The sequence below is a fragment of the Microcoleus sp. S36b_A4 genome (genome assembly GCF_036700645.1).
Lineage (GTDB): Bacteria > Cyanobacteriota > Cyanobacteriia > Cyanobacteriales > Microcoleaceae > Microcoleus.
This window is the reverse complement of sequence record NZ_JAUBPI010000061.1, coordinates 18,829-39,790: the sequence shown is the minus strand read 5'-3', so window position 1 is coordinate 39,790 and position 20,962 is coordinate 18,829. Positions and strand designations below refer to the sequence as shown.

At 44.7% G+C, this 20,962-nt stretch carries 16 protein-coding genes and 1 tRNA gene; 7 read left to right on the top strand and 10 right to left on the bottom strand.

The features are described from left to right. Positions 1 to 71: 71 nt before the first annotated feature. From QUA03_RS19025 to murA, 6 genes are all read right to left on the bottom strand, one after another. Positions 72 to 461: a hypothetical protein gene (locus QUA03_RS19025; protein ID WP_333213954.1), complete on the bottom strand. Its 390-nt coding sequence runs from the start codon at positions 459 to 461 to the stop codon at positions 72 to 74. Further along, positions 454 to 606 (bottom strand): hypothetical protein, encoded by a 153-nt coding sequence (locus QUA03_RS19020; protein ID WP_333213952.1) that lies wholly within the window; start codon positions 604 to 606, stop codon positions 454 to 456. Before QUA03_RS19020 ends, QUA03_RS19025 begins: the two co-directional genes overlap by 8 nt. A 388-nt stretch (positions 607 to 994) precedes the next feature. Next, positions 995 to 1,213: a hypothetical protein gene (locus QUA03_RS19015; RefSeq protein ID WP_333213950.1), complete on the bottom strand. Its 219-nt coding sequence runs from the start codon at positions 1,211 to 1,213 to the stop codon at positions 995 to 997. A gap of 205 nt (positions 1,214 to 1,418) precedes the next feature. Next, positions 1,419 to 1,500: transfer RNA gene (locus tag QUA03_RS19010), tRNA-Leu, on the bottom strand. Beyond that, on the bottom strand, positions 1,479 to 2,348 hold the full coding sequence (locus tag QUA03_RS19005; RefSeq protein ID WP_333213948.1) for a M48 family metallopeptidase: 870 nt from the start codon (positions 2,346 to 2,348) through the stop codon (positions 1,479 to 1,481). The genes QUA03_RS19010 and QUA03_RS19005 overlap by 22 nt, the downstream gene beginning before the upstream one ends. A 172-nt stretch (positions 2,349 to 2,520) precedes the next feature. Continuing rightward, positions 2,521 to 3,939, bottom strand: coding sequence for a UDP-N-acetylglucosamine 1-carboxyvinyltransferase (gene murA / locus QUA03_RS19000; RefSeq protein WP_333213946.1), 1,419 nt, complete (start codon positions 3,937 to 3,939; stop codon positions 2,521 to 2,523). A gap of 365 nt (positions 3,940 to 4,304) precedes the next feature. On the opposite strand from murA, the gene smc reads away from it, so the two are divergent. From smc to QUA03_RS18975, 5 genes are all read left to right on the top strand, one after another. Next, positions 4,305 to 8,195: a chromosome segregation protein SMC gene (gene smc, locus QUA03_RS18995; protein ID WP_333213944.1), complete on the top strand. Its 3,891-nt coding sequence runs from the start codon at positions 4,305 to 4,307 to the stop codon at positions 8,193 to 8,195. Positions 8,196 to 8,263: 68 nt separating this feature from the next. Beyond that, complete coding sequence (locus QUA03_RS18990; RefSeq protein ID WP_333213942.1) at positions 8,264 to 9,286, top strand: PRC-barrel domain-containing protein; 1,023 nt, start codon at positions 8,264 to 8,266, stop codon at positions 9,284 to 9,286. Positions 9,287 to 9,613: 327 nt separating this feature from the next. Then, positions 9,614 to 10,639, top strand: coding sequence for an SGNH/GDSL hydrolase family protein (locus QUA03_RS18985; RefSeq protein ID WP_333213940.1), 1,026 nt, complete (start codon positions 9,614 to 9,616; stop codon positions 10,637 to 10,639). A gap of 81 nt (positions 10,640 to 10,720) precedes the next feature. Then, on the top strand, positions 10,721 to 12,901 hold the full coding sequence (locus QUA03_RS18980; protein ID WP_333213938.1) for a hypothetical protein: 2,181 nt from the start codon (positions 10,721 to 10,723) through the stop codon (positions 12,899 to 12,901). Between the two features lie 12 nt (positions 12,902 to 12,913). Beyond that, positions 12,914 to 14,746 carry a DUF6798 domain-containing protein gene (locus tag QUA03_RS18975; RefSeq protein WP_333213936.1) on the top strand — a complete coding sequence of 611 codons (1,833 nt, stop codon included), beginning with the start codon at positions 12,914 to 12,916 and terminating at the stop codon, positions 14,744 to 14,746. Positions 14,747 to 14,882: 136 nt separating this feature from the next. On the opposite strand, the gene QUA03_RS18970 is transcribed toward QUA03_RS18975, so the two are convergent. The 4 genes from QUA03_RS18970 to rfbC form a co-directional block, all read right to left on the bottom strand. Further along, positions 14,883 to 15,857, bottom strand: coding sequence for a glycosyltransferase family 2 protein (locus tag QUA03_RS18970; RefSeq protein WP_333213934.1), 975 nt, complete (start codon positions 15,855 to 15,857; stop codon positions 14,883 to 14,885). Positions 15,858 to 15,949: 92 nt separating this feature from the next. Further along, on the bottom strand, positions 15,950 to 17,743 hold the full coding sequence (locus tag QUA03_RS18965; protein ID WP_333213932.1) for a hypothetical protein: 1,794 nt from the start codon (positions 17,741 to 17,743) through the stop codon (positions 15,950 to 15,952). 109 nt (positions 17,744 to 17,852) lie between these two features. Further along, a complete protein-coding gene (gene rfbD / locus QUA03_RS18960) occupies positions 17,853 to 18,725 on the bottom strand; it encodes a dTDP-4-dehydrorhamnose reductase (protein ID WP_333213930.1) in 873 nt (290 codons plus the stop codon). A 2-nt stretch (positions 18,726 to 18,727) separates the two neighbouring features. Further along, positions 18,728 to 19,273 (bottom strand): dTDP-4-dehydrorhamnose 3,5-epimerase, encoded by a 546-nt coding sequence (gene rfbC / locus QUA03_RS18955; RefSeq protein ID WP_333213928.1) that lies wholly within the window; start codon positions 19,271 to 19,273, stop codon positions 18,728 to 18,730. Between the two features lie 49 nt (positions 19,274 to 19,322). Between rfbC and QUA03_RS18950 the strand changes: the two genes are divergently transcribed. Further along, positions 19,323 to 19,997 (top strand): methyltransferase domain-containing protein, encoded by a 675-nt coding sequence (locus QUA03_RS18950; protein ID WP_333213926.1) that lies wholly within the window; start codon positions 19,323 to 19,325, stop codon positions 19,995 to 19,997. Positions 19,998 to 20,130: 133 nt separating this feature from the next. Beyond that, positions 20,131 to 20,727, top strand: a complete 597-nt coding sequence (locus QUA03_RS18945) for a Uma2 family endonuclease (protein ID WP_445304863.1) — start codon at positions 20,131 to 20,133, stop codon at positions 20,725 to 20,727. Positions 20,728 to 20,962 lie beyond the last annotated feature (235 nt).

The following is a 20,962-nucleotide window of genomic DNA, read 5'->3' as shown; positions in this document are numbered from 1 at the left end:
GAGCGGAATGAAGCGAAAGTTTCACGTTCCGTTCTGAAGGAGAGGTAGGGGTGGCAACGCCCCTATCGACTCTAACCTACTGGTGTACCTTTTCCTGTTTTGATATCAAGGGCAATCAGTTGTTTAGCTGTGCTGGCATAAAGGGTTTGACGTTGGGCATTATAAGCCAAGCCGGCTGTAGCAAAGCCCGTATCCCCAATGACAATCGTATCGCCCGTTTTGATGTCAATTTTTACGAGCTGCGTTGTGCCGCCTTCTTGCTCAATACCATAGAGTTGTGAATCAACAAAGGCAATATCATAAACTTCTGTAATGATCTCACCGATGAATGTTGCTTTACCTGTGGCTAAATCAAGAGTATACAGTTTACTTAACTGATTTGAGACACAATCTTGGATATACACTGTCCCTGGAACCATAGCTAAATCCACAGAAGGTATATTGCTTGCCTGATTACTCATCTTTATCTTTTGAACTTGCCCAGCGATCGCTCTCTCTGGCCAGCAATACTGTTACAGGATGCGACAACTGAGCCGTCTGAGCTTGTTTGAGCATATCTCCGAGTTGAGTGGTGCTGAGCTCGTCGTAGGCTTGCGCCTGCGCCAAAAACTCGTCTACATTCAGTTTTTGGTAATCACTTAATGTGATATCTGCTATTAGACTTGTTTTGCCAAACAGTTAAGAAATCGTAATCGAGGTTGCTGATGACGGTATTTCCCTTAGTGCTGATAAACTCAGCATCTGCTATAATTGGTCGCAAGTTTGACAGCTCCAAGGATGACTATTAGTCTATCTAGAAGGGTAGATAATTTTTTTTTTAGTAATAAAGCGTAACATCTTTCTGTATCCGCTCAATAATCCGGGGTAAATCGCTCAACGATGCACCTCAAATGACGCAAAATCGTTCCTGAGTGGGTAGTCTGCCCCGAATTATTGAGCAGCGGATACATCTTTCTCATCTTTCAGTGGTGCGAAGTCAGCAGCAACGAGCATTTTATCGAGCTCGTACTCGCTCCCTGCCATAGAGTTGTGAATCAACAAAGGCAATATCATACACTTCTGTAATAATCTCACCGATGAATGTTGCTTTACCTGTGGCTAAATCAAGACTATACAGTTTACTTAACTGATTCCAGACACAATCTTGGATATAAACTGTACCTGGAACGATAGCTAAACCCAAAGAAGGTACATTGCTTGCCTCATTACTCATCTCTTTCTGTTTTTATTACAGAAAAAAGCAGATGAAAGTAATAGTGCGGTTGGTCATGAGTTATTTCCACTGAAGTTCGGAAAATACTCGGCTACCAACCACAGCCACCAGCAAGGGGGATATCAAGTGATGAGATATGCACTTGGAGCTACTGGGCTACCTAGCACACAGTTCTTTATTAAGACATCACTAGCTTTTTTAGCAGTGGGCGGGGAGAGAATCGAACTCTCATACCTTTCGGTGTCAGATTTTGAGTCTGATGCGTCTACCAATTTCGCCACCCGCCCTTTTGGGTTTCACCATCATAACACACCGATCGATTTCCTGCAAGCAAAGATTCATAATCTTTTGAACTTGCCCAGCGATCGATCTCTCTGGCGCGCAATACTGGTACAGGATGGGACAACTGAGCCGTCTGAGCTTGTTTGAGCATATCTCCGAGTTGAGTGCTGCTGAGGTCGTCGTAGGCCCGCGCCTGCGCCAAAAACGCATCGACATTCAGTTTGGGAGCTAAAGTCGGCGAACCTCCGGCCAGTTTCATCAACAGTGATGCTACCACTCTTGGGTCTTGAGTGGCGAGCAAGGCGGCGCGATCACACGTAAATTCCGCACACCGCAACCATTCCAACATTTGCGCCTGCAAACCCTGCGCGAGCACGGCTCCCACAGGCGAAATTTGACCGGCGGCCAACACAATTAAATTAGCCAGAGTCAGGTAAACTCCGTGCTCGCACTTCAAATGCCCCAACTCGTGAGCGATTACTGCCTTAACTTCCTCGTCTGTGAGCAAATCAATCAGAGAAGTGTGCATCACCACAAAAGGCTGTTTTCCCCGCATCGCAAAGGTGTAAGCATTTGGCATCGGATGCTGGCGGACATAAAGCTGCGGCACCTCCAAATCCAGAGTTTTGCAGGCATCCACTAGCAATTGATGCAGGTGCGGCAATTGATTTTCGCCGACTTGGACGCTGGAAGCCAGATTTTCCAGCATAAAAAACTGTTCGCCAAGTTGTCCCAGCAACTGCCGCACGATCAAATCCAGGCCGGGCAGTTGTTTGAGAGTGCTGGTAGCTTCCAAGTCTAGCGGGTGGCGAAACTGGTCTGCTTTCAAACCAATGAGCGGTATGTTCGACATTTTAGTTATTAGTCAGTTGTCAGTTGTCAGTTGGCAGTTGGCGGTTGGTAGTTGGTAGTTGTCATTCATCTTCATGACTAGCGAAGAATTGCTAACGAAGAAACACAAGACTGACGCAAAAAGGGTTTGACACACTACCACTGCCCACTGACTACTGCCAACTGACTACTGACTACTTTAAACCCGATCGCACTTGATTGACAGGAGCCTCAGCAGTCGCCAAGTCTGTACCCTCTTTGACCCGTCGCAACTTAGCTCCCAATTTTTGCAGTTTCACCTCTAACTGCTCGTAGCCGCGGTCTAAGTGCTGCAAGCTGCTGATGGTGGTGACACCCTCGGCTGCAAGTCCCGCTAACACTAACGCCGCCGAAGCCCGCAAATCTGTTGCCACTACCGGCGCACCCGACAGCCGCGACACTCCGCGCACAATCGCGACATTGCCTTTAAGGCGAATGTCGGCGCCCATGCGGTTGAGCTCTGCTACGTGGCGCAAGCGATTCTCAAACACGGTTTCTTTGATTAAGCTGTCTCCTTCGCTCAGGGTCAGCAAAGCCATAAACTGAGCTTGCATATCTGTGGGGAAACCGGGGTAAGGCAGAGTTTCGATGTCTGTGGCCGAGTGAGTTTTGCCCGGAACTATCCGCAAAATATCGGGGGATTCTGCAATAATTTTCGCCCCAATTGTCTTCAATTTGGCAATGACTGCGGTCAGGTGGTCGGGAATTACCGGCGACAAACTGATTTCGGAGTGAGTGATGGCTCCTGCTACTAAAAATGTTCCGGCTTCAATGCGATCGGGAATAATTGAATAGTCTACCGCGTGCAGCTTGGGAACTCCCGAAATGACGATCGTATTAGTGCCAGCGCCTTGAATTTTTGCTCCCATAGCGCGGCAGAAATTTGCCAAATCTGCGACTTCCGGCTCTTGAGCCGCATTTTCAATCACGGTTTCTCCTTCAGCCAGAGTCGCCGCCATCATCAAAGTTTCAGTTGCGCCAACGCTGGGGTAGTCCAAATAAATTTTGGCTCCTTTTAGGCGACGGTTCGGCCCTTTGACGTAAGCGTGAACCGTGCCGTGGTCGATGTGGACTTCGGCGCCGAGGGCTTGCAGACCGCGAACGTGGAGTTCAACGGGTCGCGCGCCGATGGCGCACCCACCGGGCAAGGGGACTTTGGCAAATCCCAAACGCGCTAGCAGTGGCCCGATGATGAAGAAGCTCGCCCGCAGTTGGCTGACTAATTCGTAGGGGGCTTGAGCGTCTATGAGGTTGCTGGCGTTGATATCTAAAACGTCGCCGTTCTGCTGTAATTTGACTCCTACAGCCGAGAGAATTTGCCCCATGCGGGCGACATCGACTAGACCGGGAACGTTGCGGAGACGGCAATCCTCTGGGCATAGCAGGGCTCCTGCCATGACTACTAAGGCCGAGTTTTTGGCGCCGCTGATTTTGACGTGTCCTTTAAGGGGTTCGCGACCCCAAATTTGTAATACTTGTTGTTCGTCGCTTTCAGGTGAAGCTGGCAGGTTAGATGAGTTCTGAGCTGGTGTAATGGGTTTGGCCTCCATAATTCGCTTCGTTACTTTATACATTATTAATTTTGGTTCGATTTTACCGGAAAGTTTTTATATGTCTAGGGGTAACATGGGGAATTTTAGGCATTATATTTGCTGGAATTGCCTCGCGGTAAGGCTTTCAGGTTTGATCGCACAAATAATGTCGATCGAGTCTCATGGAGTTATTTGTATCAAAATTTACGTTAATTTGTAGCGCTCGCTCGGATCGCAGATGTTGTAACTTTGTCAACGATCTTTTTAAGTAAAAGCGGACTCGGTTGTTGACAAAGGTGTAAGATATCGGTTCGATCGACAATGCCAGAAAGTTAACACATTGTCGATCGCCCCATTGCCTGTGCTACCCTGTGACAACAACCTAGAGCCAAAGCTACTCCTAGCATATGGTTCACATTAAGCGGATCGAACTGACTAACTTTAAATCTTTTGGCGGCACGACGGCCATTCCCGTGCTGCCCGGTTTTACTGTGGTTTCCGGGCCCAACGGTTCTGGGAAGTCCAACATCCTCGACGCTTTGCTGTTTTGTCTCGGACTTTCGAGTTCTAAGGGAATGCGGGCTGAACGTTTGCCGGATTTGGTGAACAGCGCCCAAAACAAACGCGGTACGATCGAAGCTAGCGTGACTGCGACTTTTGCGCTGGAAGATGTGGGGGAGGAATGGTTCGCCCGGGATGAAGATGAGGAGGAAAATGCAGCAGATGAGTTATCTGTTGAAGCAGAGAAAGTCGAAGGGATAGAAACTGCCGAAACTCCAGATAACAACGGTCAATCATCTCCTGTCAATCAAGAATCGCCTCTATCTGTTGAAGAAGCCGAAGGGATAGAAACTGCCGAAACTCAAGACAATAACGGCCAATCATCTCCTGTTAATCGAAAATCGAAAATCGAAAATCGAAAATCGGAAGAGTTATCTGTTGAAGACGTAGAAGAGATTGAAATCGCAGCAACTCAAGACAACAACGGACAACTACTCGCTACTAATAAAAAATCCAAAATCCAAAATCCAAAATCGGATGAGTGGAGTGTGACGCGCAAACTTCGGGTAACTCGCCAAGGTACTTACACTTCAACTTATTACATTAATGGTCAACCTTGCACGCTGACTCAACTTCACGAACAACTCAACCGCTTACGAATTTATCCCGAAGGCTATAACGTCGTCCTGCAAGGAGACGTTACCAGCATTATTTCGATGAATTCTAAGGAACGCAGAGAAATCATTGACGAATTGGCTGGGGTGGCTCAGTTCGATCGCAAAATTTCCTTAGCTAGGCAGAAGTTGGATGAAGTTAAGGAGGTGGAAGAACGCAGCAGTATTGTGGAAAAAGAGCTGATTTCTCAGCGCGATAGACTGGCTTCCGATCGCACAAAAGCGGAAAAATATCAAAAGCTGCGCGCGGAATTTCAAGAAAAGTCGCAATGGGAAATTGTGCTGAAATTCAGGCAATTGCAGCAGCAAGAATGGAAACTGCGAGAACAAATCGAAACGGGCGATCGCACTTCTGCATCTCTCACCGAACAACTGCAAACAATTAGCACCCAAATTCAAGAAGCAACCGCCGAACTTGACGCGCTAAATGCCCGCGTTAAAGCTTTGGGAGAGTCGGAATTGTTGGCTTTGCAAGCGACGATTGCCACTCAGGAAGCGGAAAGGCGGCAACTGCAAAACCGCAAACAGGATTTGGAAAAAACTGCTGGGCAGATGGCGGCTAATATAGCACAAACCGAGGAAGAGGTTCGCCAATTCCGGCAAAGTTGGGAGCAAATTGAGATTGAAATATCTTATGTTAAGTCTCAAATAGGAAATTTGCAGGAACAGCGAGATGCAGCCCAGCAAAGTTTAGATGAAAGTCGGGAAGTTGCCAATGCGATCGCCTCGACGGCCGAAGTTTGGGTGCAGCAGCAAACGGAACTGCACCGCCAAATCGAAACAATTCAACAAACTTTGGAACCGCAGCGTACAGAACAAGCTACCATTGGCGAAAGAGCCGATCGCCTCCAAAGTCAAATTCAAGAACAAAACCAATCGTTGCAAGTATTGGAACAGGAAATTGCCGCGAAAAAAGAGCAGCAATCCCGCCTTGGGGAAACCAAAGGTGTGGCATCTTTGCAAGTAGAATCGCTGAATCAGATTTTAGTCGAAGCCGAACAAGAATTGCAACTGCAACAGGAAACTCAAACTCGTTTGTTGGAAGAACAGCGGGAAAGACAGCGCAAATTAGACAAACTAGAAGTGCAGTTTCAAGCACTGCAAGAAGCGACGGGAACATTTACTGCAAAAATTGTCGTGCAAAGCGGAATTGGCGGAGTTTGCGGCTTGGTGGCTCAACTCGGCAGGGTAGAACCGCGCTATCAGTTGGCGCTGGAAATAGCGGCGGGCGGGCGTATGGGAAATATGGTGGTGGAAGATGACAGCGTGGCTGCTGCTGCGATCGAATTGTTGAAACAAAAACGGGCGGGAAGGATGACGTTTTTGCCTTTGAATAAGATTAGAGGCGGCAGGTATTCGGTGAATGAAAATTTGCGGCGCGCGGCTGGGTTTGTGGATGCGGCTGTTAATTTGATTGACTGCGATTCGCGGTATCAGGAAATTTTTGCTTACGTTTTTGGCAGTACGGTTGTGTTTAGCAACCTCAGTGATGCCCGCCGCTATTTGGGACAGTACCGGATTGTCACTTTGGACGGGGAAATTTTGGAAACTAGCGGGGCGATGACTGGGGGAAGTTCTACTAATAGATCTACGCTGCATTTTGGCACGGTTGAGGCTAGTGAGGCTGCTAGTGAAGCCAGGACGATCGCATCTCTGCAAGAAAGGTTGGAGGAAATTGAGCGGATTTTGGAACGGTGCAAAATTGCGATCGATCGCGCGTCTGTTGCAGTCAAAACTCGCAGCCAAGAATTGATGGAAGCAAAACAGAATTTGCGCGAACATCAGTTGCGCTTGGAACAGTTGGATTCAGAAATTAAGAATTTGCAAGCGCAACAGGAACAAGTGCGATCGCAAATTGCGAAAAATACACAGGAATTAACTAATTCGCGATCGAGATTGCAGTTGCTGGAACGAGAATTGCCCGCACAGGAAACTCAATTGCAGCAGTACCGCCAAACTTTGGCGCAGTTGGAAGAGTCGAACAGTCACAGCGAATGGCAGCAAATGCAATCGAGTTTGCGCGCTCTAGAAGCGCAACTGCAAGAGCGAGAATTGGCTCTGAGAAACGTCCAGCAGCGCCTTGTAGACTTGGAAAATCAATTTGGGCGTTTGGAAGACAAAATTAAGGAAGGCAGTGAGAAGTTGCAGGAATGGCAAGTGCAGCAAAACGCGGGGGCGGATGCGCTCGATCGCATTGTTTCGCAGCAGTTAGAACTCGATCGGCAAATTGCGGAAGCTAAGGCGGCTTTGGGGGAAATTGAGGAAAAATTGGGCGTGCAGAAGGGAGAGCGCGATCGGGCGGAATCTCAACTGCGAGAACAGCATTTAGCCAAACAGCAGTTACAATGGCAGTTGCAAAAACTCCACGAAACCCAGCAAGAACGCCGGGAACAATTGAGCGCAGTCCGCACTCTATTGGAGGCGCAGCGGGCGGAAATGCCCGACCCCGTGCCGTCGATTCCTGAAAATGTCGAGAAAGCCAATTTGACGGAATTGCAGCAAGAAGTAAAGGCGATCGCCAAACGCATTCAAGCCCTAGAACCAGTCAATATGCTAGCCTTGGAAGAGTACAACCGCACTCAAGAACGCCTTCAAGAATTGAGTCAAAAATTGACGACATTGGAAGGAGAACGCACTGAACTGCTGTTGAGAATCGAAAATTTTACCACACTCAGGCGGCGCGCTTTTAAAGAAGCTTTCGACGCGGTTAACGAGAACTTCCAGACTATCTTTGCGGAACTTTCCGAAGGCGATGGCTATCTCCAGCTAGATGACCAGGAAGACCCCTTCAGCAGCGGCTTGAATTTGGTGGCTCACCCGAAGGGCAAACCCGTACAGCGGCTGGCTTCCATGTCTGGAGGCGAAAAGTCCTTGACGGCGCTGAGTTTTATTTTTGCGCTGCAACGCTACCGCCCGTCTACGTTCTACGCTTTTGATGAAGTGGATATGTTTCTGGATGGGGCAAATGTGGAGCGATTAGCTAGAATGATAAAACGACAGTCTGAACAAGCCCAGTTTATTGTTGTGAGTTTGCGGCGACCTATGATTCAATCGGCTGAGCGTACAATTGGCGTTACTCAAGCACGGGGAGCTTATACTCAAGTCATCGGACTGAAGTTGTAGTCCCGGAGTTTATGTTAACGCTCGTGTTGAGTGATATATGTACTTAATAAATCAGGATTAAAGTTAGAATGACATCCGAACAAATCTGCCAACGCTCCGATATTCTAGGCACTCAGGTCATCACCCGCGACAGAGGTAAACGCTTGGGGGTGGTTAGTCAATTGTGGGTGGACATTGACCGGCGGGAAGTTGTGGCGATCGGTCTGCGTGATAATATATTCGCGGTCGCTGGAATGCCGAAGTTTATGTTCCTCAGCAATGTCAGTGAAATCGGCGACGTGCTGTTGGTGGAAGATGAGAGCGCGATCGAAGACGATGTTGATGTTGAAGTCTACAGCATTTTGATTAACAGCGAAGTTATTACCGAAACCGGCGAACTTTTAGGTAGGGTACGGGGCTTTAGGTTCGACCCCGAAGACGGTAAGTTAGTTTCTATAATTATCGCTTCCCTGGGAATCCCCCAAATCCCCGACCAAGTTCTCAGCACTTACGAGTTGGGGATTGAAGAAATTGTCAGCAGTGGCCCGAATCGCTTGATTGTGTTTGAAGGTTCCGAGGAAAGGCTCAGGCAGCTTAGTGTGGGTTTGCTGGAGCGCGTTGGTTTGGGCCAAGCACCTTGGGAACGAGAAGAGGACGAGGCAGGTTATTATCCGAAACCCGTGGCTACGGGAAATCAATTGGGCCCGGGCGTGCGGATACCTGCACCGGAAATGCGGAGCCGGGTAGCTGCGCCTGCGGTGGAGGAAGTTCCTTGGGACGAGGATTTAGAGTGGAATCGGTCTGCGGTTCGCCAGCCGCAGATGCGCGCGGTGCAGGTACAGCAGCCCATCGAGGATTACGAGGATTACGAAGAGGATAATTGGGGCGGCGAGGAGGACGATTACGAAGAGGAGGAGTACGAGGAGAAGCCGCAATACACTCGCGCTGAGATTTCTCGCCCGAAGCAGCCGGTGGTGGAGTACGAGTACGAGGATGATGTGGAGGCTGATGCTTGGGCTGACGATGAGGCACCGAAGCCTTACCAGGCTCCTAGGGTTAATATCCCTGAGAAAACTAAGACTCCTGAGTATGAGGAGGAGCCTGGTTATTAGGAATTAATCAATTAGCTCAAACCAATATTTTGCACTCTTCTTAAGAACGGGCAAGATGCCCGTTCCACAATCAAGTTTATTTTTTGTGGAACGGGCTTCTAGCCCGTTGCTGATATTGGTGCAAGATGTGAGTTTAAACTGAGATGTGGCACTATTCTCGCTTAACATGCAAGATGCCCGTTCCACAAAAAGTAGATTTTCTTGTGGAACGGGCATCTTGCCCGTTGCTGATATTGGTGCGCTCAATCTAATTAAATTAGATCCATGAACTAGATAATACTGGCATGGCAGTTTAGTATACTTTGGCTGACGTTTCATATTATGTTAATGAGCGAAAAAGACTTTGCTAAAAATGTTGCTTTCAGATTAATAACATATCTAATTTTTCCAATTTTTTTATCCACCACCACGGCTGAAATGGTCTTGCGAGTTGCGGGATACAAACCCTGGCAAATCGAAAATGTTGATGTTGCGGTCGAACCAAAAGGTAACTTTTTTACCAAAGACTCGGAACTAGGCTACAAGCATTTGCCCGGTAAATTCAAGGTGACACTTAATGGCAATTACTCATTTAATGCGACTCACCTCAATAATAGTTTAAGAATTACACATCCACTCAATACTTATAATCCATCCTCAAAGAAACCTGAAATTTGGATATTGGGCTGTTCTTTTACCTACGGTTGGTCATTGAATGACAGCGAAACTTATGCTTGGTTGCTGCAAGAGAAATTACCCAAATATGAAATAGTTAATTTTGGCGTTAACGGCTACGGCACGCTTCACTCCTTTATTCAATTCAAAGAAGCACTCAAACAAGGAAATAAACCCGAAATTGCGGTGATTGCTTATGCGGGATTTCATGACCGTCGCAATACTTTATTAAGGGCGAGAAGAAAGCAAATGGCTGCTTGGAATAAACTCGGTATTCTATTTCAGCCCGATGCTAGGCTGAATGGAGAAAATAATTTTACCTACAGCATGGCAAAACTTGAATATCGCGAGTTCCCCCTGATGCGGGTTTCTGCATTAAGCCATTTTTTGGAGGTTAATTACAATCAATTTGAAGAGGGATTGTATAGAAGCCATGAGGTTTCTAAGGTAATTATTGAAGAATTCAACCGTGTGGCTGAGGCTAATGGTGTTAAGTTAGTTGTGGCAGGAATTAATGCGGGTTCTGCTAAAATGTTGAAGGAGTTAAGTCAGGAAGGAATTGCTACGGCGGATATTTCGGTTGATTTGAAAATACCTGCCAATAATAATTTACCTCATGACCTTCATCCAAGTGCGATCGCAAATCGGCAATATGCAGAAAAGTTGGAGGTTTTTTTGCAAGGTAGTGTTTTAAAGTAAGTTAACGAACCGCGAAGGCGCAAAGGGCGCGAAGGAAGAGGGAAAGAGGAAGTTTAGAAGTTATTTAGGGTTGCTAGACTGATGGGATTATTTGATGTTGTTTCTTTTAAATTGCCTCGTAAATTTATAATTGATGGTTTTTTCCTGTTTTTACTTGTTCTTATAACAGTTACAGTAACATCAATCTATGTATCCAGCGAACATACTTTTTATTGGTGGGATTACGCGGGATACAATACCGCTACAGTCAACACGGCAAATTTATTTCGAGACTCGCCAGATAAAGCATGGCGCGGAGTTATAGAATCGCTATCTAAGGAAAAAAACCTGTTAATTTCTCTGCCGTTAGTGCCGTTTATTCTCTTATTTGGCGAGTCTCGGCTGAGTTACATTCTCAGCGTATCCCTAATTTATGTGCTGCCGTTTCGCCTGTTGGTGGGGGCAATTTCTGTAAAGCTAATTCCAGTTTATTCCCGCCGGGTGTTTTGGTCAACTGTGCTGCTGAGTTTATTAATTCCTATGAGTTGGATACCGACTCTGCGGGGATATCTGGATACTGGCGGGTGTGTTTTTGTAGCCTTGGCAATTTTGGTTTATTTGCAGGATGTTAAGCTGAAATCTTGGTGGAAAATCCCGTTAATTGGGTTTTTGCTGGCGGCGGCTATTCTGTTGCGGCGCCATTTTGCTTATAGTGCGATCGCATTTTTTGGTGCAGCGAGTTTACAGGCTTTCATCGAGTTTATTGTACTAATATACCGTAGGAAATCGGCATTATCGTCTCCAAAAGACAAGGACGCGGCAGTATCGTTTCCCTACCGATGCTTGTTTGAATCCGCTGTAAAATTGGGTTTGATAGCTGCAACTAGCTTGACTATTTTAATGTTGGTAGCGGGAGATTTTACTCGCAGTGCTCTGACGGTTGACTACCGCAATTTGTATGTCGCTTGGAGTTTGTCTGTAAATGATATTTTAACTCGTTATGCGGATTTTTACGGGTTGGGAACTTGGCTGCTGGTACTGATTGGTTTTTCTGTGGGAATTCTGACTCGAATGCTGGTTCCGGCGGCGGCTATTTTTGTTTCGTTGTTTGGGGTTTTGTCGCTGATTGAATGGCTGTTAGTGTTGCGTTACGGCTACTTGCACTATACAATTCATCTTACACCGATCGCACTTTTGGGACTATCCACATTTTTCTGGACAACTTGGCTGACACTCAAAGGAAAAGTCCGGTATTTCATGGTGGGCGCAGCGGGTTTGTACCTGGTTTTGAATGCCGCAGTCGGGTTAATTCCTCTCAAAATTGATTTGCCAAGACTGTTTGTGGGTAATTTTCCGCCGTTAGTGCGATCGGACTACGACGAAGTTGTAAAATTAGTAGAGTTTCTGCGAAAATTAGCACCCAATGAAGAACCAATTTATATTGCCGGTGCTTCTAACAGTTTTAATGCTAATATCCTCAGACAAGCCAACCGCAAATTAAACCCGCCGGATGGTTGGTGGAAATTAAATACAATCGGGAGGCCGCAAATTGACTCGCGCGATACTTACCCGCTACCGGAGTTGTTGCAGTCACAATATGCGGTGGTTGCTACACCTTTTCAGCAAGTGTTACCGACTGACGAACAAGTTTTGCGATCGCACGAACAAGATGTTGTTAAAGTTGTGTACGATGCCTTTACTCAAAACTGGGAAATTGCCCGCGATTTCCAATTGCTACCGGAACAGTTTAAGCTAGAAAACGACGTGACTGTCAGCGTTTACCGGAGGGTTCGGCCGACTGATACAGCAACGGCAGTTAGGACTCTGGAGGCGATGCAGCGGCAAATAGTCGATCGACCAGGCACGCAGTTAGATTGGATTAGTTTGCATCAATCAATCTACACAAGTGCTAATTATTCAGTCAGTCAAGAATCGGATAACCTATATAAGATTGTAACTCATCCAATTAAAAACAGCCAGAAAATCGATACATCTTTCCTATATTTAGGTTCCATCTCAGACAAAGTGAAAGTTACTGGCAAACTCAATTTACCTAACAAACAATGTCCGGGAGTTACCCTGCGCTTGACTTTGTGGGACAAGGAAGGTAAATTAGTAGACTCAGCAGAGATGGCTTATAGTCAAAAAAGTGCGATCGGTTTAAATCTATTAGTTGAGGGCAAAAATACCATTTATCTGCTGCTTGAGGTATTGAGTAGCAGCAAACAGGATTTATCAAACCAATGCCGACTGGAGATTAACAATTTGGCTGTCAGTAGGTAAATTGAACCGTCAATGCAAAAACATCAAAAATCCCACTGGTATTTTAATCTATCTCTGTATACTTTTGTCATCATCGGTTCCCTGATGGCTACAGGCTATCTTTTCCCGATTGGAGGCAACTTCCCAGAAGTGCCTCCCATTCAATTTATGTTAAATCCTGAACTGTACAAAAATGATTATTACGTTCAGGAAATGGTTAAATTTAATCCGAGATACTACTATTACTATATCATTTATTTGCTCGCAAACTTAGGAACAAGCATTCCCCTAGCGCATTTTATTTATCAATTCCTATCCTTCGGTTCATTTATCCTAGCTTGCTACGCAATTATCAATATCTATACTAATTCCAAACTGCCTGCCGCAGCGATGGCTTTTTTATGTATAGCCGCTTCATTTACAGATGTTGGTAACACGCTGATATTTTCCACCAAGTCAGTACCCAGTACCTTCGCAATGGGTTTCGCCATCTGGGGAATTTACTTTAGTTTGCGCCAGAAATGGCTGACAGGATATTTATTTTTTGGGCTGGGTTGTTTGCTGCAATTCTTAGTGGGTTTGTTGCCGGGATTGATGATGGTTCCCGTTTTAGTTATTGACTCTGTAAGACAGCGGAAGTTTAAAACATTGATTTTGGCGATCGCACTTTTAGCAGCAATGGCAAGTATCGTTTACGTACCGATGTTATTAACAGGTACTACCAGCACTCACACTATCGACAACGCCCAGTTTGTCTACATTCACGCGAAAGTGCGAAACCCCCACCATATCCTCCCGTCAAATTGGGATGTTGGGAATTGGTTCAACTTTATATGTTTCATAATTGGTGGCTTGCTGTGCATCAAAAATTCCGATTTATTGCCACAAGAAGACAAGATTAATTTTTATGTAATTGTTGGCACATCAATTTTTGCATTATTTCTAAATTACGTATTTGTCGAAGTTTATCCTTTAGCTTTTATCGCCAAACTACAGTTAGCTAGAACCGTACCTTTCGCTCAATTAATTATATTTATTGCTGTTGCTTTGACGGTCGAGCAACTTTACCGAGAAAAACACATAGCTATTAGCTTGTTGCTGTTAGCTGTACTAACTTTGCCTTTTAGGGGCATCATTTTCTTAGGATTATCAGTTTGGCAAACAAAAAATTACGTATTTACTAAACGAGATAATATATTGTTGTGGATTTTAACAGCAGGAACGGTAATTTTCAGCTTGATATATCCGGTGACTGATTCATGGGAAATAATGGGCGATCGAATAATTAGCATCCCAGTCCTTTTCTCCATTCTCGCCTTCCCATTCATTTTAGAAAAAACATCCCTTGCTAAATCTATAAAACAGACTATAACTCACACATTAGCCTTAATAACTACAGCCACCTTGGTTTTTGGAATAGCAGGAATTCTGCCTAAACCTCTATTAAATGTATTTCAAACAAGAGTTAATATCAATGCCGTTCCCAGAGACGACTTAAGCAAATTAGCTATGCGATTTTCGCAAATTAGCAGCCGCGATTCACTCGTATTAATTCCACCTTCAGTTACCAACTTCCAGTTTTTCTCCGAAAGAGCCATTGTCGTCAACTTCAAGAACTTCCCCTTTACCGAAAAAGGCATCAAAGAATGGCAAAATCGCATGGAAACCGTTTTAGGAGTCCCCTTAAACCCGCAAATGATTTGGGGAGGAAATGACTTTTTTATCCGCCGCAGCAGTGCGGATTTAGTCAAAGTAGCCAGAAACTATCAGGCAGATTATATCCTGACTCGTACTGACTGGCACCCAAATATTCAAGGGGAAATCGCAGACAAACAAGGCAAATGGATACTCTATAAAATTAGGTAATAGGTAATTGGTAAAACTTGTTAAATCCCCATCTAACTTTTAGATTAGTCAGCAGAGGTAGACTTTGCTTGCCTAGAAGCAATTGTAATAGCCGATTTATCAGCGTTAATCAGCGTTAATCAGCCTTAATCTGCGGTTAAATATCAAAACCAGAATCATCAATAATTTCGCTAATTTGCTTGTCCACATAATCAGCATCCACATTCCGTGCCATCAACTCAGCTAAAATCCCCAGAGAAATCAACTGCACCGACAGAATTGTACACAAAATCCCAAAAAATAACAAAGGTCGATTCCCGATCGGCCCAAAATTCATCCCCGCCAAATTCAGAAACCAAATAACTATCAAATAACTCAGCGAAACACTTCCAACCAACCCAAAACACAATCCCAAACCCCCAAACAAATGACCTGGTTTGTGCAAATAGTGCGTCGTGGCTAATACTGTCAACAAATCAATAAATCCCCGCGCATAACGTTCCCAGCCGTAATTCGATTTTCCGTGCTTTCGCGGATGATGTTCCACAACTACTTCGCCAATTTTAAACCCTAAATTATTTGCTAAAGCCGGAATGTAGCGGTGCAATTCTCCGTACAATTTAATCGACTGCAAAACTTCCCTACGATACGCTTTAAAACCGCAATTCATATCGTGCATTTGCACCCCAGTCAGCCAACACGCCACGGCATTAAACAGCTTGGAAGGTAAAGTTTTAGAAAGCGGGTCGTTTCGCTGTTTTCGCCAACCGGAAACTAAGTCAAATCCAGATTCTAAATGATGTAAAAATTTGGGAATTTCAGCGGGATCATCCTGAAGGTCAGCATCGAGAGTAAAGATAATTATCCCTGCTGCATTGCGAAATCCTGCTGAAAGTGCGGCGGATTTGCCAAAGTTGCGGCGCATTTTAATCGCTTTAATTAGTTTGGGATGTTGGCTGGCTAAATCTGTGATTTCTTGCCAGGAATAATCGCGGCTACCGTCATCTATGAAAATGACTTCGTAACTGTCAATTTCTGTTTGGAACATGACAAGTTTAATTTTTTCAAACAGCAATTTGAGGGTGGCTTCTTCGTTGTGAACTGGGATTACGAAGCTGAGATGTTTTGGCATAGGGCTATTCTATTTAATTTGTGTTGTCAAGGAGATTTTTTTATTAACCGCAGAGGGCGCAGAGGTCGCAGATGAGGCGAAAGAGAAGTTTTTTAGTTTTTATTGATAACTTGGGAGTTTCGCAAGGCTACCCAACCTTTGCGGTTTTTAAAGGAGGCATAGGCTGTCAATAATTTATCTGTTGGTGATGTTTGAATGTATCCTCTCCAAGCTGCAAATTCGTAGGAATGGCCAAACAATTTAACTAAATCTGGGCGCGAAAATCCTGACATGGCGAAACCTCGAACGACATTTTCTTGGTTGAGAATGGCAATACATTTTACATTGTTTTCGGGGTCTCCTACCCAGCCAATTACTCTGGCTGCTGTTGGTGCAAGTTTGGTGGCTGTATCAAAATATCCGGGTACTCCGTCTTTGGGTGCTGACAGTAAATTTGCGTCGATTTTTGTGTCTAATGCTGCACAGAAATTGTGTTTTTTGATGTCTCGGTTAAATGGTACTAAGTTGTTAGTTTTTAAGGCGTCGATTAAGCCGACATAAGCGGCGGGTTTGTTGCCTACGCGGTCTTTAATTAGGGTTACGTCGGTGATGCCTAGTTGCAGTGATAATGCTACTAACGGTTGATAGGTTGCTCTGCGGGCGATCGCCATTGCAGTTTCGCCTCCCACCCCGTACATTAAAATAATCGCGACTGTGGTGACTGCAAACAGCGGTGTCAGCCAACGCCCTTGGATTCTTGGTGTTGGCTGCCACTCGCGCACCCACAATACTGTCAGCACAATTGTGCTCATCCAAAACAAGGCTGGGAGTGTGGCGTAGCGGGAAGCTGTGGCTTGTTCGACGCCAAATCCCGATCGGCTAACCGCGGCCATTAACGCGGTTTGCAGCGTGTAAAGTTGGATTGATAGCCAAGGCAGCCAATCCGGGCGATCGACCTTTTTTACAAATAGCCAATAACCAACAAAACCCGTCGCTGCAATCAAACCAATTATACCAATAATTGAAGCAACAATAATATTTTCGCTAAATATTCCGCCGAGATAAGTGGGAATATATTCGAGAGTTTTGAGGGGGTTGATTTTTGTTAAAGAAGGGTGATGAGATGGAGTTTTATAAGTTAAGAAATAAATGCCAATCACTCCAATAGAAGCAATGAAATACAAATAAGTTATTTGCCGAGGAAACCTCAGCACAACAGCAGCCGTACACAATATCGGCCACAAACCTAAAGGAGTGCTGTAACTAATACAGCCTAAAACGCCAAAAACAATGCTGCCAATTACCCACTTATTTTGTAAATGCGGGGGCGGGCACGGGGGCACCGCCCCTACCAACTCGTTACCAGGCTCTGCCTCCCTTTTCTTTAATAAATCTGTCACATAGGATTGCAAACAAAATATCGAACAAATCACAAATAAATTAGCAATTATCCAGTGAACGCCACTGAATCCCCGCATCCAATTGTGAGCCGCCGCCGGAGTAAAATTAAAAATAGAAATGCAAAGGAGTAGCGAGATAAATTGCAGCGGAAAACGCCTCATTTTTAACGGCAGCAGAGCAATTAATACGTGGCACTGAATCCACGCCAAAAACCAGGCAACTAAACACAAACCAATATTTGAACCTTGCGTTACAGCTATATTCAAGCCATAAATAATGGCCGGAATCAAGACAAAATGCTCGTTGGCCCGAAATATCCAATTAAAAGGATTTGTAGAAAAACCGTCTACTGAATAAAAATTCCATGTCATCCACCAATAATCAAAATTAGACAAGTCTCCCGCTTGCGATATCAAGTACAAAATATATGATGCTGGTATTAGAATTCCGAGAACTGATGCGGAAATTAAAATATATTGTTGCTTGACTTTCATGAATTCAGACATAGGGAGATTTTTATTAATTGGTAGGGGCGAGTTTAGGTGAGAAACTTTGCATATAACAGGTAACTCATGAACAAAACTCGCCCTCGCGTTTTGAGTCTTCCTCAATTTTTTATTTCACTTCTCTTGCCAGCATTTGTCTGAGTCCTTGCCGCCAGTGGGGAGGATACGTGCCTAGAAGTGCTGATATTTTTACCGTAGAGAGGACAGAAAAAGCCGGACGTTTTGCGGGTGTTGGATATTCGGCGGTGGTGATGGGAATTACGCGCTGAACTTTTAGGGGAAGGCCGAGTTGTGCTGCTTCCTCAAAAATGGCGATCGCAAAATCGTACCAACTACAAACACCGCTGTTAGTGTACTGGTATGTTCCAAAAGTTCCTGGCCCAAGGAGAGGAATAATTTGTGAAGTCGCCGCACCTAAATCCCCAGTCCAAGTAGGACTTCCGATCTGATCGGCTACTACTCGAATTTCTTCCCTTTCCTTTCCCAACCTCAGCATGGTTTTGACAAAATTACTTTTGCCACCGTTGCCGTAAACCCACGCGGTTCTAATAATAATATGTCGGTTTCCCGATTTTAGAATTGCTGCCTCGCCTGCTAATTTCGACTTGCCGTAAGTTCCCAGTGGATTCGTAGAATCTGTTTCCAGATAAGCAGAACCGTGGCTGCCATCAAATACATAATCAGTAGAAAAGTGAATCAAACTTGCTCCCTGTTTTTCGCATTCTTCGGCAAAAATTCCTGGGGCAATAGCGTTGACTGCATATGCTAATTCTGGCTCACTTTCGGCTTTGTCTACCGCAGTGTAAGCACCCGAATTGATGACTAAATCCGGTTGAATTTCAGCCATTGCTTGACGGATGCTTTCGGGTTGGGATAAGTCGAGGCGAGTGCGATCGAGCGCAATAACATCTCCCACAGATAATAAAATCGGCTGCAATTCTTGAGCTAGCTGTCCGCTGCCGCCTGCGAGTAAAATTTTCATGATCAAAACACTTGAGCTTTTTTCAACGTTTGTCCCGCTTGGTCTTTAGCTGATAAGATTGGTTGGGCACCATCTAGCGGCCAGTCGATCGCCAAATCCGGGTCATTCCATAGGATACACCGCTCGTGTGCCGGTGCGTAATAATCTGTAGTTTTGTACAAAACTTCAGCCGTCTCGGAAACCACTAAAAAACCGTGAGCAAATCCCGCCGGCACCCAAAATTGCCGTTTATTTTCTGCACTCACTAAACAGCCAACCCACTGCCCAAAAGTCGGCGAACTTTTTCTAATATCCACCGCTACATCAAATATTGCTCCCGCAACTACCCGCAGCAATTTGCCTTGAGGTTGCTGAATTTGGTAGTGCAAACCCCGCAGCACATTTTTAGAAGATTTGGAATGATTGTCTTGAACAAATTCTGCGGTAACGCCTGTTTGTTCAACAAAAGCTTTGTGATTGAAACTCTCAAAAAAGAAACCGCGATCGTCTCCGAAAATTTTCGGTTCAATGATCAGAACTTCCGGTATTTCGGTAGATATAACATTCATAGTTAGCTGTGAAAGTGATAAACTCATACTCAGTCTCTGCTATTTTACTATGAAAGCCGACGCATATCTCAAAAAATTGTACGCCAATCGATTTGATTCCCGACAACTGCAAGCCAAGGTGGCACTATGGAAAGTTTTAATTGACGAATTTTTACAAGATTATGTTCCTCCAGAATCAACCGTTTTAGATATTGGCGGCGGTTACTGCGAGTTTATAAATCAAATTCAGGCTAAAAAAAAATGTTTGATTGATCTAAACCCCGATTCCAAGTTATTTGCCAATCCTGATGTAAAAGTGCTGAACATTGATGTTTTAAGCTTTGATGATCAACCAGCTTTTGGCGAACAATTTGACCGTATATTTATCTCTAACTTTTTTGAACATCTCCGCAATAAAGAAGAACTCATCCAAATTATTTTATTTTGCTTTGAGGCGCTTAAGCCAGGGGGTTCTCTCTTAGTTGTCCAACCAAATTTTAAATATTCTTTCCAAGAGTATTACGACTTTATCGACCATCAATTACCAATTACCCACTTATCGCTGCAAGAACTTTTACAAACCGTCGGCTTTGAAATCGACTTAATTATACCGAGATTTTTACCATTTTCGACCAAAGGCAGACCGGCCTCGCCTTTGCTGTTAAAAATTTACTTAAAATTGCCTTTGTTGTGGCGGTTTTTGGGAGGGCAAATGTTTGTCAAAGCATCGAAACCAAACAATTAATGGTCGGGGAAAGCGATCGCCGCCCCTAGATCATTTCAATTGTTATAATAAAAATTGCAAGTATTCCTGCAGTTTGGGCTGGGCAAAATCAGGATAAATTTGCTAAAAAAGCATCAATTTTAGGAAAAAAATGATGACACAAACATCCCGCGCCATTGCTGTGAATATTCCGCCGACACTAATACTTACCGTTACCCACGAGCAATTCGTTGAATTGGCGATCGCCAACCGAGAATTACAATTAGAAAGAACAGCACAAGGAGAGTTAATCGTGAATCCACCAACCGGAGGCGAAACAGGATATAGAAATCTCGATATAGAAGGACAACTTTGGTTGTGGAACCGTCAAACTAAACTAGGTAAAGCGTTTAACTCTTCTACTGGTTTTCACTTGCCCAACGGAGCAGATCGCTCTCCCGATGCTGCTTGGGTGCGTCAAGAAAGGTGGGATAAGCTCACCCCAAAACAAAAAGAAAGTTTTATTCCCTTGTGTCCTGATTTTGTGGTAGAACTCCGTTCTAAAACTGACAATATGGAACCGCTGCGAGCCAAGATGAAAGAGTATATAAACAATGGCGCTCGTTTGGGTTGGTTGATAGATCGGAAAAACAAAAAGGTGGAGATTTACAGGCTAAATCAAGATGTAGAAGTCTTGGAAAATCCTATTAGTTTATCCGGTGAAAATGTGTTGCCTGGATTCGTCTTAGATTTGACAGAAGTTTGGGGATGAATGCTGAATGGCGTTTAATATCTGCGAGCGGTCATTCCTCATGTTTTAATCGGACAACAATTGAGATATAATTCGATCTAGTCCGATTGAAAAAATAGGTTTATGTATAAATTTATGTAGGAAACGGCACTGCCGTGTCCTAATACCGGGCACTCCAAAAGCCGTTTTCTTACCGCAGGGAAATATTTTTATTACCAAATTGCACACAACATCCCCCTGCATCTGCGGTTAAAAA

Bases quoted from the DNA above. Each gene is read 5' to 3' on its own strand.
- QUA03_RS19025 (WP_333213954.1), bottom strand. From the start codon at position 461: ATGAGTAATCAGGCAAGCAATATACCTTCTGTGGATTTAGCTATGGTT.
- QUA03_RS19015 (WP_333213950.1), bottom strand. From the start codon at position 1,213: ATGAGTAATGAGGCAAGCAATGTACCTTCTTTGGGTTTAGCTATCGTT.
- QUA03_RS19005 (WP_333213948.1), bottom strand. From the start codon at position 2,348: ATGTCGAACATACCGCTCATTGGTTTGAAAGCAGACCAGTTTCGCCAC.
- murA (WP_333213946.1), bottom strand. From the start codon at position 3,939: ATGTATAAAGTAACGAAGCGAATTATGGAGGCCAAACCCATTACACCA.
- smc (WP_333213944.1), top strand. From the start codon at position 4,305: ATGGTTCACATTAAGCGGATCGAACTGACTAACTTTAAATCTTTTGGC.
- QUA03_RS18990 (WP_333213942.1), top strand. From the start codon at position 8,264: ATGACATCCGAACAAATCTGCCAACGCTCCGATATTCTAGGCACTCAG.
- QUA03_RS18985 (WP_333213940.1), top strand. From the start codon at position 9,614: ATGAGCGAAAAAGACTTTGCTAAAAATGTTGCTTTCAGATTAATAACA.
- QUA03_RS18980 (WP_333213938.1), top strand. From the start codon at position 10,721: ATGGGATTATTTGATGTTGTTTCTTTTAAATTGCCTCGTAAATTTATA.
- QUA03_RS18975 (WP_333213936.1), top strand. From the start codon at position 12,914: ATGCAAAAACATCAAAAATCCCACTGGTATTTTAATCTATCTCTGTAT.
- QUA03_RS18970 (WP_333213934.1), bottom strand. From the start codon at position 15,857: ATGCCAAAACATCTCAGCTTCGTAATCCCAGTTCACAACGAAGAAGCC.
- QUA03_RS18965 (WP_333213932.1), bottom strand. From the start codon at position 17,743: ATGTCTGAATTCATGAAAGTCAAGCAACAATATATTTTAATTTCCGCA.
- rfbD (WP_333213930.1), bottom strand. From the start codon at position 18,725: ATGAAAATTTTACTCGCAGGCGGCAGCGGACAGCTAGCTCAAGAATTG.
- rfbC (WP_333213928.1), bottom strand. From the start codon at position 19,273: ATGAATGTTATATCTACCGAAATACCGGAAGTTCTGATCATTGAACCG.
- QUA03_RS18950 (WP_333213926.1), top strand. From the start codon at position 19,323: ATGAAAGCCGACGCATATCTCAAAAAATTGTACGCCAATCGATTTGAT.
- QUA03_RS18945 (WP_445304863.1), top strand. From the start codon at position 20,131: ATGACACAAACATCCCGCGCCATTGCTGTGAATATTCCGCCGACACTA.